We start from the raw sequence: 15,332 nt of genomic DNA on the forward strand, positions 1-15,332 counted from the left end.
TCACTATCACTATATCCTTTTTCCTCCCTGATCTTACCATATGGATCCGTTCTCACTTCCTCCGATAATGATCCCTTTACTTATCAATGCAATTGTTCTTCTGGTGACGCTCCTCTATGGATGTCGGGAAGATATCAGGGAACGGGCTGTTCCGGTAGTGATGTGGTACCCGGCGGTTGCCATCGGCATCCCGATGCTGATATGGTTCTGGTACTCGGTCATCACCTCAGGCTCCCTCCCCTATATGATGCCACTCATTCCCCTGATCCTCTTCTTTGTCGTTGCGTTCTATCTCTTCACGAGATTTCATCTCATGGGAATGGCAGATACCAAGGCACTCATCCTGATAACCGTACTGGTCCCGTGTTTCCCCTTTGTCCCCCTCACCGGATACCCGCTCTTCGGTTTTCCCCCCTATGTCTTTCTTCCCTTTAGTGCCCTCTTTAATGCCGTCGTCCTGAACCTGCTCTTGCCGGTGGCCTTCTTCATCATGAACCTGGTCAAAGGAAACAAGGCCCCCCTTCCCTACCTCTTCCTGGGATACCCGGTCAAGGGTGAGACGATAGCAGATGAGTTTGGTATTGTCATGGAACATTTTGACGAGACAGATGGAGTTCTCACCCGATCATTCATCCCGGTCAGGGCGGCAATCAGGGACATGCTGGCCGGAGGAAAGCGGGTGTACACAAAATCCCTTAAAGAAAATCCGAATCAATACAGGAAAGAACTTGAACTCTATAAGAAAGCCGGAACGGTGTGGATAAGTTATGGGGTTCCCTTCCTCATTCCCATCACTGCAGGATTTCTGACCGCACTGGTTCTGGGTGACTTTTTCATGGCTCTCCTCTCTCTGTTCATGCCATAGAATACCCATACACCTGTTTTTCCTGACCAGTCCTGCCATCCTTCCTGATGCCGGGGATCAGAAGGTGACAATCACCGGAAAAGAAATATCAGAACGCGATTTTGAGCGAGAATAGGTATATAATAAAAGGAATGAATGACCAATTATAACCCGGTGAAAATATTTGAAAATAGTTCCTGATACCAGCGTCGTAATAGACGGACGCATCACCAATCTAATTGATACCGGAGAATATAACGGAGCCCATATAATAATACCGGAAGCAGTTGTTGCTGAACTGGAGGCCCAGGCAAACCAGGGAAGAGAAATAGGTTTCTCAGGCCTTACAGAACTCCAGGAGCTCTGCAAACTAGCCGAACAGGGTATAATATCGATAGAATTTGTTGGTGTCCGCCCCACCCTTGAGCAAGTAAAGCTTGCCAGTGGCGGTGAAATAGATGCACTCATCCGAAAAGTAGCCATTGATTACGGAGCCAGGTTTATCACCAGTGACGTGGTCCAGTCAGAGGTTGCAAAGGCAAAAGGCCTTGATGTCCTCTATCTCCGGCCACAGGTGGAAGATTTCACTCCGCTTGCCATAGACCAGTTTTTTGATGAACATACCATCGCCGTCTATCTGAAAGAACGGGCAAAGCCGGTTGCACGAAAAGGGACCATCCAAAAGACCGAGACGATGACCCTTCGTGACCAACTCTGCACGGAATACGAACTGCGAATGATCGCCCAGGAGATCCTTGAGCGTGCAAAACGTGACCCTGACGGATTTATCGAGATAGAAAAGCGGGGAGTAACCGTTGTCCAGATAGGATCAATGCGGATATCAATAACCAGACGTCCGTTCTCTGATGGAATGGAGATTACTGCAGTCAGGCCGATTGTTGACCTCGCACTGGAAGACTATGCCGAATCTGATCTCATCAAGCAGATGCTTCGGGGAGAAAAGCCAGGTATTCTTATCACCGGCCCACCGGGATGTGGAAAGACCACCCTTGCCCAGGCAATCGCAACCTACCTCTGTGATGAAGGAGTCATAATCAAAACGATGGAACAGCCACGTGAGATGCTTGTTCCAGACCAGATAACCCAGTACAGTGCCCTTGACGGGAGTATGGCCAATACTGCTGATGTACTCCTCCTGGTCAGACCTGATTTTGTCATCTTTGATGAACTTCGCAGAAACGAGGATTTTGAGGTATTTGCTGACATGCGGCTTGCCGGTATCGGGATGATCGGAATCATTCATGCCGTATCACCCCACGAGGCACTCCAACGATTCGCAGACCGGCTTGACTTCTCGGTTCTTGCCCAGATCTTTGGCAGCATGATCTATGTCAGAGACGGGCAGATACACCAGATATGCTCAACTGCCTTCTCTATGAAAGTCCCAGAGGGGATTGATTCTGAAATGCAGATAAGGCCGGTCACCACTGTTTCAGATGTAAAGACCAACCTCCCCATCTTTGAAATCTTCAGATACGGCACCGAGACCATTGTCCTGCCGGTTGAGGAAGAGGAAGAAGAACCTGACAACTCCGAGAAGTATGTTCCTCCGGAAGAGACCGTCATCCATGCCGAGCCAGAAGAGGAACCAGTCGAGGAAAAAGCATCTGATGACGAGGAACCTGACGAAGAAGAAGAGACAAACGTATGGGCAATTACTGAACGTGACATCCAGCGGGAGATCGGAAGATATACCGGCGGTGAGGTCAGTGTTGAGATGCTCTCTGCAACAAAGGCAGTCGTCTATATCGATGACCGGGATGTACCCGCAGCGATAGGAAAAGGCGGGAAAAACATCGCTGCAATTGTCAATAAAGTCGGTGTTGGTATTGATATCAGACCATCATCAGAACTTGCTAAGAAGGTAAAAGCACTCTCACCAGGCCAGCCTGATCGGGAGGAGTTAACGCTTGGTGATGGTCTCCAGGTCAGGATTGACAAGAAACAACTTTCCATCATCTCTCCAGACAATACCGGAAAGATCGTGGACGTATTTGCCGGTCGGGAATACCTGTTCACTGCTACTGTGAATGATTCAGGCGAGATACACCTGGCCAAAAACAGCACTATAGCACAGGAGATGCTGCGTAGGTATAACGAAGGCGAACCCATCAGGCTCAAAACAGTGTGAGGGTGTGAATGACGGAAGAGACACAGGCTTTAGAAGCTGCTATTCGGAAACAATGGGACGGGGTGTTTATTGCCACCCCCTCTGAAAAAAAGAAATTTTACCTGACCGTTGCCTACCCGTACCCAAGTGGTGCCATGCATGTCGGTCATGGCCGGACATACATTGTTCCTGATGTTGTCGCCCGGTTCTGGCGGATGAGGGGAAGGGAAGTCCTCTATCCAATGGCATTTCATGTCACCGGTGCCCCGGTTATCGGTATCTCAAAACGGATTGCACGGCGGGATGAGAGTGCCATAAAACTCTACCGGGATCTGTACCGGGTTCCGGCAGATGTCCTTGAGACCTTTACCGATCCGTTAAACATCGTCAACCATTTTTCAAACGAATATGAACGGGTCATGACAAAGGCCGGTCTTTCTATCGACTGGTCACGACGGTTTACCACGGTTGAGCCCACCTATAGCAAGTTTATCGAATGGCAGTGGTACCATCTCCGGGAAGCAGGCCATGTGAACAAAGGAGCTCATCCGGTCAGGTACTGTCCCCAGTGTGAAAATCCGGTCGGTGACCATGATCTCCTTGAGGGTGACAAGGCTGAAATCCAGAAATTCACTCTTATCATGTTCCAGTTCGGAGATGTATTCATTCCCTGTGCAACTCTCCGGCCAGAGACCATCTATGGTGTTACCAACCTCTGGGTCAATCCCACGGTAGAATATGTCAGGGCCCGCGTTGATGGAAAAGAATGGATCCTCTCCAGACAAGCCATGGAGAAGATCTCCCTGCAGGATCATGAGGTCAATGAGATTGGTACCATTCCTGGATCAGATCTCGTAGACAAGGTCGTCAGCCATCCGTTCTGTGGAGAGATCCCCATCCTTCCTGCAGTCTTTGTTGATCCGGACATGGCAACCGGTCTGGTGATGAGTGTCCCGGCTCATGCACCGTATGACTACATCGCTCTCCGTGACCTGCAGCGAAAAGGTCAGTATACTGAGATCAAACCAGTCGGACTTATAAAAGTAGAAGGATATGGCGAATTCCCTGCTGTTGAAGCAGTCGAAAAGGCTGACATCATCAACCAGGATGATCCAAATCTTGTGGAACTGACTCAGTCAGTGTATTCTGCCGAACATGCAACCGGAAAAATGTACGAACAGTACGGTGGAAAACCAGTCAAGTTTGCCAGGGATGAGATCGCCCAGGTTCTGACTGAAAAACACCATTCCGGTATCATGTACGAGTTTGACACCCGGCCGGTTGTGTGCCGGTGTGGATCAAGGGTTTTTGTGAAAGTCCTCCATGACCAGTGGTTCCTTGAATATAGTGATGAGGCATGGAAACAGCAGGTCAAGGATCATCTTGAGGATATGGAACTTGTCCCCCAGGAGGTCAGGGCAGAGTTTTTCAGAACTGTTGACTGGCTGAAGGACTGGGCATGTTCACGACGTATTGGTCTTGGTACAAAAATGCCATGGGATCCGGACTGGCTTATCGAGCCACTCTCTGACTCAACCATCTACATGGCGTATTACACCATTGCCTCCAGAATCAAACATATTGATCCAAATCTCCTGACTCCTGCAGTCTTTGATTACATATTCCTTGGAAAAGATTCTGAAGGACTCCCCGAGCGGGAACGGCTTGACGGTATGAGAAAGGAGTTCCTGTACTGGTACCCGTACGACTTCAGGTTCTCGGCAAAAGATCTCATCTCCAATCACCTGACGTTCCAGCTCTTCCACCACTGCACAATATTCCCAAAAGAATGCCTCCCTCATGGCATGGTGGTCTTTGGAATGGGTCTCTTAAACGGGGCAAAGATGTCTTCATCAAAGGGGAATGTGTACCTGCTTGAGGATGCAATCAATGACTTTGGTGCTGATACCGTCAGAATGTTCCTGATAGGTTCAGGTGAACCCTGGCAGGACTTTGACTGGAGAAATGAACTTGTCTCTTCCACCAAGAAACAGATCGAGCGGTTCGCACAGACTATCAGAGAAGGACTTGCATCTGACGGCCCTGATACGGATATTGACCGATGGCTTATCTCACGGATGCAGAATCATATTTCACTAGTAACTACAGCCATGGAGAACTTCCAGACAAGGCAGGCACTTCAGGAGGCATTCTTCGGATTTGAATCTGATCTGAAATGGTACAAACGCCGTCTTGGTCAAAATCCTCCCGGAAAGACTGCCATGAAGACGCTCTGTTCCACATGGGTAAGACTACTTGCTCCAATTATCCCATTTACCTGTGAGGATCTTTGGAAGGAAATCGGAGACGGTCTGGTCTCATTCGCACCCTGGCCTGAATCAGATACTGCGAAGATGGATGATCCTGCAGAGATTGCAGAAGAACTTCTAGTCAGAACGGTAGAAGACATCGAATCAATTCTTCGGATCCTGAAGACACCGCCTCGGAAAGTGACCATTTGTGTTGCACCTTCCTGGAAATGGGATATCTTAACACTCATCGCCGAAGCACCGGACAAGAAGAATGTCATTCGGGATGTCATGCAGAAGGAGGATATAAAAACACGGGGTAGAGAGGCTGCAGATGCAGTAAAACAGTGTACAAATCTCTTCCACAAACTCCCATCCGACCTCGTTGACCGGATTGTCTCACAAAAACCAGATGAACTTGCAATATTCAAAGGTGCATCAGCATTTCTGGTAGACGACACAAAACTTGAGATAGAAGTAGTACCAGCAGATGCATGCCATCACATGAAGGCAGGATCAGCCCTTCCCTTCAAACCGGCAATAATAATAGAGTAGAAATTTATTCTACTGTTTTTGCTTTTTTTACCCGGTCCTTGGTTGAGTACCCGGTTACATCATCCAGATATCTTCGGAAACGCTTGTTGGTATCAAGGATAATCTGTTCATCTTCTATCCCCTGCTTTGAGACAGTCGCAATGATAATAGATTTTTTTGCCTCTCCCAGTTTTACTTGCATTGATTCAAGGGCGCCAAATGAAAGCGTGTACCACCCGTCTTTTTCTACAGGAGCGATCCCAAAATGTTCGGTTATCTTCGCGGTAATATTCTCAGGAAGAACCTTAATGTGAGTTCGTTTAACCGGATATTCCTGCATAAGAGTACTCAATGGTTGTGTGAGCGGATATGTGTTACAGGTGAAAGGTGAGTGTTTATCTCAAAATAAATAGGCTCATTCAGATCCTCATACCTGTACTGATATATTCAGTACATGGCCCTCCAATCCAGTCATACCACCATAGAGATTCAAGAAACACCTGTTCCGCTCTCCCTACCCCTATTTATACCATCAGTCTGCAGTATTATTCACATTTATTCTGGTGGGGATAGACCATGATTTCAGCATATATTACCACACACGAGGGTCTGGTTCCGGTAGACACGTGGGAAGACGGGTGCTGGATCAAGGTAGTCAATCCCACGGAAAAGGAAATATCACTTCTTGTTGAACGATTTGGAGTCTGGGTTGAGTTTTTTACCGATCCCCTTGATGTAGATGAACGGGCACGTTTTGAAGTGGATGAAGGAAATGTCCTCATTCTGATCAGATCGCCACGACGGGAACCGGAAGAAGCAGTAATCCCGTATATCACCCTTCCAATTGGCATCATACTGACCGGACATGTGATCATCACTGTCACCCTCACCGAGGTTGATGTTCTTGATGAGTTTCTCTCCGGATGGGTCAGAAATTTCGACACCCGGACCAGAACCAGGTTTGCACTTCAGATCTGTTACCGGACTGCTCTTCGGTTTCTCCGGTACCTGAAAGATATCAACCGGATGTCCAGCCAGATTGAGATGAACCTGCACCGGTCAACAACTAACGTACTTCTCCTTGATCTCTTTAACCTGCACAAAAGCCTCGTGTTTTTTACGACATCTCTCCGGTCCAACTCACTGATGGTTGAGAAATTTTCGTACTCCAATATCCTTGAAATGACCGATGAAGAGCATGACCTGTACGAGGAGATGGTTATTGAGAATAAACAGGCTCTTGAGATGGCAAATATCTATACATCCATTATCATGGGTATGACCGGGACATTTGCTTCGATTATTAACAATAATGTGAATGTCGTGATGAAACTCCTGACCAGTATCACGATTCTAATTTCATTACCGACACTTATCGCGAGTATTTATGGGATGAATGTTCATCTCCCATTGCAGGATAATCCGTTTGCATTTTCGTTTATCATGTTTTGTGCAGTTGCAGCAAGTGCTCTTGGATTATTTATTCTGGTTCGGTGGAAAGTATTATAGTGAAAAAATATATGCTCCAAATGTTGTTAATAGAATATTCAGCTTAGTCAATTTATCCATACAGGTATGAGTAGCATTTATGACATCCAGTACCATCCAGACAACCATTGATCTCCCAAAATCATTACCATGGCTTATAAATATAAAACCAGATGAACTTGGAGGATATATCCGAAAATCCCTGGCAGTTGAGTTATTTCGTGAAGGGAGGATTTCATTAGGGAAAGCAGCAGAGATTGCTGGTTTTGAAACCAAAATAGATATGATAGAGGAACTTATGAGTCGTAATATTGGCCTTGCTTATTCTATAGAAGATGCTGAAGAGGATCTGAATACCCTTAAACAAATTCTCAAATGAGAAAAATCATAACTAATTCTACACCTCTCATTGTTCTTTCAGCATTGGGACAATTGGAATTACTTCATCATTATTTTGATGAGGTAATCATTCCTGATGCAGTATGGCAGGAGGTTGTGATAAATGGAAAAAACAGACCTGGTGCATTGGAAGTCAGAAATTGTGAATGGATCAGAATTCAAGAGGTCAGTGACATCATTGCAGTTGAAACATTGCACATATATCTTGGAATTGGTGAATCTGAAGCGATAATTCTGGCAAAGGAACTGAATCTCCCTCTTATCATCGATGATAAAGCAGGGAGACGAACTGCAAAAGCTCTTGATCTATCAGTTACCGGCACGATAGGCATTCTTTTAAAAGGCTCTGAAGACAACCTCGTGAACATGAATGAGACAGTTTCGGGTCTGATATCCATTGGTTTCCGATTTGATAAGGAAACAATGACAAAGATGTTCACCTGATATCATTTTTATCGTTCTATCCATTGGTTTTTTGAATCATACGTATATAGTTAGATTTATCTCACATAAGTGGAATATATCTAACATAGTGTGAGAAATATCTCACAGTGATAGCATGAACCGAACTGCAATCATCACACTTGAAATAACCATAACTGCCCTGATACTTGTCGTTCTAATCGGAACGTACCTGGCATCAGGATTTTCATATGATGCACTTATCTGGATTCTCCTGATTGCTCTTGGGATTGGAGCCATGTATCTTCTGAAAAAGCACAATACCACAGAGGTTCGCCGGATTATTGCGGTCATGGGTATTCTGTGTATAGGTATATCATTCGCCGGAATCCTTACACCGACCCCACTCCTACCGGCAACACCTACTATGGGGATGGTTTTTGGTATGATCCTCCTCCTTTTACACTGGAGGATGAAGAGGCAGGATGGTGAGCTTGGACTGCAGGATGAACGATCCCTCCGTATCGGGACATATGGGATTGCCTGCTCCTGGTACCTGACTTATATCGTGGTAATACTCCTTGCCACTGCGATAAGTCTTGGAGGTATGCAGGTTCCGGCAGAATCAGTCGTCCTTATTCTCATCATCCTCATGCCCATCAGCACCATCCTCTTTCAGACGTACTTTAACCACAAGGGTGATGTCTACTAGGGAGGAGCCGTGTACACCCGGATAAAGGAATTCAGGGTTCGAGAGGGAATAACTCAGGCCGATCTTGCCCAGAAAGCAGGAGTCAGGCGGGAGACCATTGTTTTTCTTGAAAAAGGAAAATATAATCCATCCCTCCGGCTGGCCCATCATATCGCCTGCATTCTGCATACCAGCATTGAAGAACTGTTCTTCTTCGATGATGAAACAGAACCGGAGATGAATAACTCATAACAGGTCAGAGAGTTAATTATTGAAAACAGTAAAAATCTATTCCTACGGGCCTTTATATCGAAACGAATGATAAAACATGATCTACACGATGAATAAAGAGGAGGCACTATGACATCGGCAATAAAATCAGAGGAAATTTTCTCCACTCTTCATCATTCACTGAATGTCGTGAAAGAACGATATCACGTGGATAAACTTGCCCTTTTTGGATCCCGTGCCCGGGGTGATGCTCATGACGACAGTGACATAGATATCCTGGTAGACTTTGCTCCCGGTGCTGATCTCCTCGACCTTTCCGGTCTGAAACTCTACTATGAGGATATTTTCGGGAGAACAGTGGATGTTGTTCCAAGGCGGGCGATTCGTCAAGAACTTCGGGAAGCAATCCTTGCAGATGCGATTGAAATATGAGAAGCTGGATCCTCTATCTCCATGACATCAACGAAGCAATATCATTGATATCTGAATTCATCGATGATCTCACCCTGGAAGAATTCTCTCATGACAAGAAGACAATGAGTGCAGTCAGGGACCAGATAATGATCATAGGAGAAGCGGTAAATCACCTCCCGAATGAAATTCTTTCCGAGTATCCTGGTATTCCATGGAGGGACATTGTAGGGATGCGCAATGTTCTGGTTCACTCGTATTTCAGAACCGATCCTGAATTGCTGTTTCTGGTTGCGACTGAACGGCTTGTATCACTCTCTCCCATAATTATCAGCATGATCAGTAAGTATTCCCCCTGAAAGAGGAGATCTGAACATCTATTCATGTATTCCCAATTGATTTAATTGAAAAATATGAAAGGATCTCATGGTTCAATTACCGGATAAACCTTTCGTACTGCTTAAACAGAACCGGAGATGAATAACTCATAACAGGTCATAGAACCTACAACATAAGAAGAAACTATGATAACGGAAATCTTAACAAACCCACGTGCCTTTTTCGGCACAATATGCACAAACGAACCGTCTCTAAAAATTCCAGCCATAATTATCTTTGTGATGGCAATTGTCGGATCATTAACCGGCTATATGATGGGAGAACTCTCAGGGAAATTATTCTCCGGGATGATGGAAGGGCTTGCTACAATCGCTGCAGTTAGTGCTGCAATTACCACTTTCATCTCAACCTTTGTCATCTGGCTGGTTGCTGCAGTCATCCTCTTTGGACTTCAGAAAATAATGCAGGGGACCGGCACATTCAAGCGGGTCATGGAAATCTGCGGCTATGGTATGGTTCCCCTTGTCTTTGCAACCATCATCACGCTTCTCCTAAGCGGATACTATATCCCACAGGCAGATATCAGCCCCATCCGATCAACAAATCCTGAAGAAATTAGCCAGGCAGCCATGTCCATGATGCTGGATCCGGCTCTTCATGAATTCAGCATCATCTCAACCATTGTCACCATCATCTTCCTTATCTGGGTGGCAAATATCTGGTCAATCGGTGTTGAAACCTGCTGTGGACTTCCAGCTAAGAAAGCACTCATCGTTGCAGGACTTCCAGTACTCATCTACATTGCATACACCCTCTCAAGCCTCCTCCTCTTTACCGGAGGATCTGTATGAAGAGAGGGGCAATATATTCCCTGTTTTTTGTCATTCTCCTGATAATCTCTATAAGCTCAGCCGAACTTCTGCCGGAAAACGAGGCGGCAGCTGCTCAAGTACAGGTAATTAACCTCTCAATTGACCCGGCTGTCCTCATGCCATATGACACGGCCACTGTGACGATAACACTTGCAAACACCGGAACAAAAAGTGTGGCGATATCATCCGCACAACTTCTCTCTAAAGAATTTAAAGTTCTTTCAGACAGTTATGGGAAGGTTGGTGCAATTGGTGCAGGTAATAGCATGAGTTTTACCTATACCCTCCAGGCCGGAGGAACAACTGGGATATTTTATCCCATTCTATCAGTTGACTTCAGGGATGCAAACTTCCTTCGGTATCCTTTCAGGGTGATTGTTCAGGAAAACCCCCTCGAGGTATCAGTCCTCAATAAACCTGAAACCTGGGTTTCCGGAAAGAAAGAAGATATCACCCTTCATATCGGGAATCCCCGTGATAATCAGGTAACCGGAGTCACCGTAATACCTCAAAACAGTGAACATGAAATTACACCGACATCATTCTTTACCGGTGTCCTGGGTCCGGATAATTCTGTAGACATCCCCTTTGCTGTGACACCATACGGAGATTCCCCCATTGAATTCATTGTGCAGTATCAGAATGGTATCAACCAGCATGAGGTTTCATACACCCTGCCTGTCGAGATCGGGAAAAAGAGTCGGAAGCAGGCAGATACTGTTCTTTCAAATGTACAGGTTGATACCGATAAGGATCATTTCCGGGTAACCGGTGATGTCACAAACTCTGGACTTGAAACGGCAAATGCTGTTGTGATAACCTCTAAAGAACCTGCAGTCCCGGTATTTCCGTTCAAGGTATACGCTGTAGGTGCACTCAAGCCTGATGACTTTGCAAGTTTTGAAGTGACATTCCGTGCCGATGAAAATGTAACAGAAGTCCCCCTCAGAACCTCCTTTAAGGATAATGACGGGAACGAATTTTCTTCTGATACCCTGGTTGAACTTGGTGGAGGAACCGGTCCCAAACCGAAACAGGCTGAAGAAGGATTTTCACCAGTTATCATCGGAGTAATCGTGATTATAGCTCTGGGAGTGATCGGTGCTGTCTGGTATAGCCGAAGACCACGAGGATAAGATGGGTACACAGCAGGTGATCGTCTTTTCTGATGTCACCAAGATTTACCCCCTGGCTGCAGGAGATGTTGTGGCTCTGAATCACATCTCTCTTGAGATCCGAAGAGGGGAATTCATTGCCATTATGGGACCGTCTGGATCAGGCAAGTCAACACTGCTGAATATGATCGGGTGTCTTGATATTCCAACTTCAGGTGAGGTAATCATCGACGGGAAAAATATCAAAACCATGACTGATGACCAGCTCACCGAGCTTCGCCGGGATGTACTGGGTTTTATTTTTCAGCAGTTTAACCTGATCCTCCTTCTCAATGCCCTTGAAAATGTCCAGTATCCACTCATTCTCAAAACCGGAGAGACCGGATGCACGGACCGGTGCAAAGAGGTTCTTGCTGCAGTGGGACTTGCTCCTGATCTCTGGCATCATCGCCCTGGTCAGCTTTCCGGCGGACAACAGCAGCGGGTTGCAATAGCCCGGGCCCTTGTCAATGATCCGGAGATCATGCTTTGTGATGAACCAACCGGAAACCTGGATACAAAAACCGGAACTGCAATTATGGACCTGTTAACCAGACTGTGTAGGGAACAAGGGAAGACGATTGTCATGGTTACCCACGATCCCCGGACGGCAGAGTATGCAGACCGGGTCATCCTGATAGAAGATGGAAAGATAAAGGAGGGAGCATGAGTAGTCACCGTCTTTTTTTTGGTCTTGCTGTCAGAAACCTGCAGATTCACTGGCTTCGATCCCTTCTCGCTGCCATTGGTATCATCATCGGTGTTGTTGCGATCTCTTCAATGGGGATCTTAGGTAACAGCCTGGTTTTATCTGTTGCAGATTCTCTCACTGATGTCGGTGATTCAGTTGTAGTAACTCCCCATATCTCATTTCAGGGAATGACGAGTACCGGAACAGATCAACGGATTACAGATCGGCAACTGGAACAAATCCGACGTGCTTCTGGAAATAACGAGGTGGTTGCGGTATACGCCGGAGGTGACCGTATCAGGATCGGGCGGGAGATACTGGCCGCTTCCATTTATGGCATTGATCCCCAGGACATCCCGACCCTTCTTGAACTGGAAAAAGGTCAGTTCCTCCGGGGTGCATCAGGAGTAATGGTCGGGGCAAAACTAGCCAGCGAGAATAACCTTGCCGTTGGATCCAGAATACTGGTTGGCGATGAGGAGGCCGGAGTCAGAGTTGTCGGAATACTGGATGAGCGGGGAATGGGATTTGATATCAGCCCAGATTATGCCATTGTTGCGTCAGATCAGTGGTACAAGGACTTTTATGATGTCAACGGGTATGACCAGGTGATTGTGAAGGTCAGGAACCTGAAAGATATCGATCAGGTAAAAGATTCCATAGATGCACAACTCAACAGGCGTGAAACTGAGGTCAATGTCTATGACACCAAAGCCATCCTTGAGACTATCCTTGAAACATTCGGCAGAATTTCAACATTTACCATGGCCATTGGTGGGATATCACTCATTGTTGCCGGAGTTTCCATCTTTAATGTCATGATGATGTCAGTTATGGAGCGGTACCGTGAGATCGGAATTCTCCGGTCAATCGGGACAAAACGGGCAGAAGTCAGAAGTATGTTCATCTACGAATCCCTTATTCTTGGGATTACCGGCTCCATAATCGGAGGGATTTTAAGCTTTCTCGGGGGGTATGCAGCAATTGCCGTCATGCTCCAGGAGACATCATATCTCTTTGCCTTTTCAAGCCTTATCCAGATACCCTATGGGATGATTTTTGGTGTTGCAACCAGTATCCTGTCAGGATTATATCCGGCATGGAAGGCATCTGATCTGAGGCCAATTGAAGCTCTCAGACATGAGTAACGGGAAAAATAGATTCAAACCTGATCTTCTTCAGGTTCTTTTGCTTTTTTTGGTTCCCATCCGGCCTTTTGCACTAACAGGGCATCAAGAATCTCCTGGACACCTTCACCGTTTCCAGTAGACATGGCCGGGTATTCAGGAATACGTGTGATGTCTGCCTTATTTGAGACAACAATTATCGGGACCTGAACAAGGCCTTTTACTTCCTCAAGGAGCCGAAGTTGCTCCTCCAGAGGATACCCGCAATGGGCACTTGGATCAAGGATAAAGAGGAGGGCATCCGCGATATTCACGATAGCCGATAATGCCTGCCGTTCGATGGCATTTCGTTCAATTCCCGGGCGGTCAAGAACTCCAGGGGTGTCAATGAGCTGGATCTTCTCTCTTCCATGATAATAATGACCAACAATGATGCCTTTGGTCGTGAACGGGTAGGAAGCAATCTCTGGTTCTGCAGAGGAGACTCTCCGGATAAACGAAGACTTTCCTACATTTGGAAATCCGGCCACAACGATGGTAAAAGAGTCTTCCACAGTTGGAAGCTTTCGAAGGATGTTCCGGACTTCATTCAGGAAGAGGAGATCATCTTCAATCTGATGAACAACAGAGGAAAGGCGTGCTATTGCTTTCTTTCGTGATGCAGTCGCATTCTCTTCAGAGGAGTATCTGACATCCTTTGCTAGACCTCCCCGGTGATCTTTAGACCAGCGGGCAGCCCAGCCGACAGCACCCAGGGACTTTTTTAGTCGATCGGTTGTCCAGAGGATTTCAACAATATCCTGGTAAAACTGTGGCTCATCTGAAATGGTTGGAAAAGACTGGATAACGGCTACTAATTTATCATGGACCGAGAGGTATGCAGCCTCAACAAACTCAACACTTGCACGTTTTTTATTTGGTTTCTCCCGCATCTTTTTTGCAGCACGACGAAGTGCCCGATCAAGGACTTCATCTGCTGTGGGGACTGTAGGGATTTTTTCAAAACTCACGATATTTCACCCGTATGTATACCGTTACAGGTATATAGGTACTCCCTCTTGATTTATTTACCAAGCAATTGGGAAATTTTTCCCACTTTACCAGAAAATCCTGGACAATCGTGGAAAAAAGACAGAAAATAATTATTAACCACTCCAAAATCAAATCATCAGTATGGATAAATTATCTTTTTCCGGCAATGGCCCGGATCTCATAAAAAATAAAGAAGACATTCTACAAACGATAGACGAATACAAGGAGGCGTTAAAAGACTGTAATACGAAGATTGAGAATAATCCTGAAGATATTGATGCATGGGTAAATAAAGGAACCATTCTTTTCCTCCTGGAGAAATATGATGAAGCACTTGAAGCATCGAATAAAGCTCTTGAAATAAACCCAGATGATGCCATGGCATGGAATAACAAAGGAACGATTCTCAATGTACTGGAACGGTATGATGAAGCAATTGAGGCATGTGAACATGCAATTCATCTGGTTCCAGATTATGCTGATCCATGGAATAATAAAGGAAATGCCCTTACACACCTTGAAAAATATGAAGACGCACTCATCGCCTTTAACAAAGCGATACAAATTGATCCACGGTACGCTGATGCATGGAACAACAAAGGGTTTGCCTTAAATTTCCTGGGCAGGCATGATGAGGCATTAAAAGCATTTGATACGGCAATAGAGATAGAAACGGAGTTTACAGAGACAGAACAATAACACGTAATTACAATTCGTAAATAAAATCCTTTTTTGCT

General features: G+C 45.9%; 17 protein-coding genes. 15 read left to right on the top strand and 2 right to left on the bottom strand.

The window, feature by feature from the left end:
- Positions 1-40: 40 nt before the first annotated feature.
- From KSK55_RS08200 to leuS, 3 genes are all read left to right on the top strand, one after another.
- Positions 41-865, top strand: a complete 825-nt coding sequence (locus KSK55_RS08200) for an A24 family peptidase C-terminal domain-containing protein (protein WP_256663959.1) — start codon at positions 41-43, stop codon at positions 863-865.
- Positions 866-1,028: 163 nt separating this feature from the next.
- The gene (locus KSK55_RS08205; protein WP_214420187.1) at positions 1,029-2,996 is read left to right on the top strand and encodes a PINc/VapC family ATPase; all 1,968 of its coding nucleotides are present in this window, start codon (positions 1,029-1,031) and stop codon (positions 2,994-2,996) included.
- 8 nt (positions 2,997-3,004) lie between these two features.
- Entirely contained in the window at positions 3,005-5,779 is a 2,775-nt protein-coding gene (gene leuS / locus KSK55_RS08210; RefSeq protein WP_214420186.1) for a leucine--tRNA ligase, read from the top strand.
- 4 nt (positions 5,780-5,783) lie between these two features.
- Here the strand turns inward: leuS and KSK55_RS08215 are convergent, their stop codons facing one another.
- A complete protein-coding gene (locus KSK55_RS08215) occupies positions 5,784-6,098 on the bottom strand; it encodes a DUF5611 family protein (protein ID WP_214420185.1) in 315 nt (104 codons plus the stop codon).
- 236 nt (positions 6,099-6,334) lie between these two features.
- Between KSK55_RS08215 and KSK55_RS08220 the strand changes: the two genes are divergently transcribed.
- The 11 genes from KSK55_RS08220 (at position 6,335) to KSK55_RS08270 (ending at position 13,584) form a co-directional block, all read left to right on the top strand.
- Positions 6,335-7,267 carry a magnesium transporter CorA family protein gene (locus KSK55_RS08220; RefSeq protein WP_214420184.1) on the top strand — a complete coding sequence of 311 codons (933 nt, stop codon included), beginning with the start codon at positions 6,335-6,337 and terminating at the stop codon, positions 7,265-7,267.
- 79 nt (positions 7,268-7,346) lie between these two features.
- Positions 7,347-7,625 carry a UPF0175 family protein gene (locus KSK55_RS08225; protein ID WP_214420183.1) on the top strand — a complete coding sequence of 93 codons (279 nt, stop codon included), beginning with the start codon at positions 7,347-7,349 and terminating at the stop codon, positions 7,623-7,625.
- Positions 7,622-8,089 (top strand): hypothetical protein, encoded by a 468-nt coding sequence (locus tag KSK55_RS08230; protein WP_214420182.1) that lies wholly within the window; start codon positions 7,622-7,624, stop codon positions 8,087-8,089. Before KSK55_RS08225 ends, KSK55_RS08230 begins: the two co-directional genes overlap by 4 nt.
- A gap of 115 nt (positions 8,090-8,204) precedes the next feature.
- Complete coding sequence (locus KSK55_RS08235; protein ID WP_214420181.1) at positions 8,205-8,759, top strand: hypothetical protein; 555 nt, start codon at positions 8,205-8,207, stop codon at positions 8,757-8,759.
- Between the two features lie 9 nt (positions 8,760-8,768).
- Entirely contained in the window at positions 8,769-8,990 is a 222-nt protein-coding gene (locus tag KSK55_RS08240) for a helix-turn-helix transcriptional regulator (RefSeq protein WP_214420180.1), read from the top strand.
- Positions 8,991-9,098: 108 nt separating this feature from the next.
- A complete protein-coding gene (locus KSK55_RS08245; RefSeq protein WP_214420179.1) occupies positions 9,099-9,401 on the top strand; it encodes a nucleotidyltransferase family protein in 303 nt (100 codons plus the stop codon).
- Positions 9,398-9,739: a HepT-like ribonuclease domain-containing protein gene (locus KSK55_RS08250; RefSeq protein ID WP_214420178.1), complete on the top strand. Its 342-nt coding sequence runs from the start codon at positions 9,398-9,400 to the stop codon at positions 9,737-9,739. Before KSK55_RS08245 ends, KSK55_RS08250 begins: the two co-directional genes overlap by 4 nt.
- A gap of 165 nt (positions 9,740-9,904) precedes the next feature.
- Positions 9,905-10,570: a Yip1 family protein gene (locus KSK55_RS08255; RefSeq protein ID WP_214420177.1), complete on the top strand. Its 666-nt coding sequence runs from the start codon at positions 9,905-9,907 to the stop codon at positions 10,568-10,570.
- Positions 10,567-11,727: a COG1361 S-layer family protein gene (locus KSK55_RS08260; RefSeq protein WP_214420176.1), complete on the top strand. Its 1,161-nt coding sequence runs from the start codon at positions 10,567-10,569 to the stop codon at positions 11,725-11,727. Before KSK55_RS08255 ends, KSK55_RS08260 begins: the two co-directional genes overlap by 4 nt.
- 1 nt (position 11,728) lies before the next feature.
- Positions 11,729-12,415, top strand: a complete 687-nt coding sequence (locus KSK55_RS08265; protein WP_250545219.1) for an ABC transporter ATP-binding protein — start codon at positions 11,729-11,731, stop codon at positions 12,413-12,415.
- Positions 12,412-13,584, top strand: a complete 1,173-nt coding sequence (locus KSK55_RS08270; protein ID WP_218606560.1) for an ABC transporter permease — start codon at positions 12,412-12,414, stop codon at positions 13,582-13,584. The genes KSK55_RS08265 and KSK55_RS08270 overlap by 4 nt, the downstream gene beginning before the upstream one ends.
- Before the next feature lie 14 nt (positions 13,585-13,598).
- Here KSK55_RS08270 and KSK55_RS08275 read toward each other — a convergent pair whose 3' ends face one another.
- Positions 13,599-14,573 (bottom strand): NOG1 family protein, encoded by a 975-nt coding sequence (locus tag KSK55_RS08275; RefSeq protein WP_214420174.1) that lies wholly within the window; start codon positions 14,571-14,573, stop codon positions 13,599-13,601.
- 163 nt (positions 14,574-14,736) lie between these two features.
- On the opposite strand from KSK55_RS08275, the gene KSK55_RS08280 reads away from it, so the two are divergent.
- Positions 14,737-15,294: a tetratricopeptide repeat protein gene (locus KSK55_RS08280; protein WP_214420173.1), complete on the top strand. Its 558-nt coding sequence runs from the start codon at positions 14,737-14,739 to the stop codon at positions 15,292-15,294.
- The last annotated feature ends 38 nt before the right edge of the window (positions 15,295-15,332 follow it).

Source organism: Methanospirillum hungatei (genome assembly GCF_019263745.1).
GTDB lineage: Archaea > Halobacteriota > Methanomicrobia > Methanomicrobiales > Methanospirillaceae > Methanospirillum > Methanospirillum purgamenti.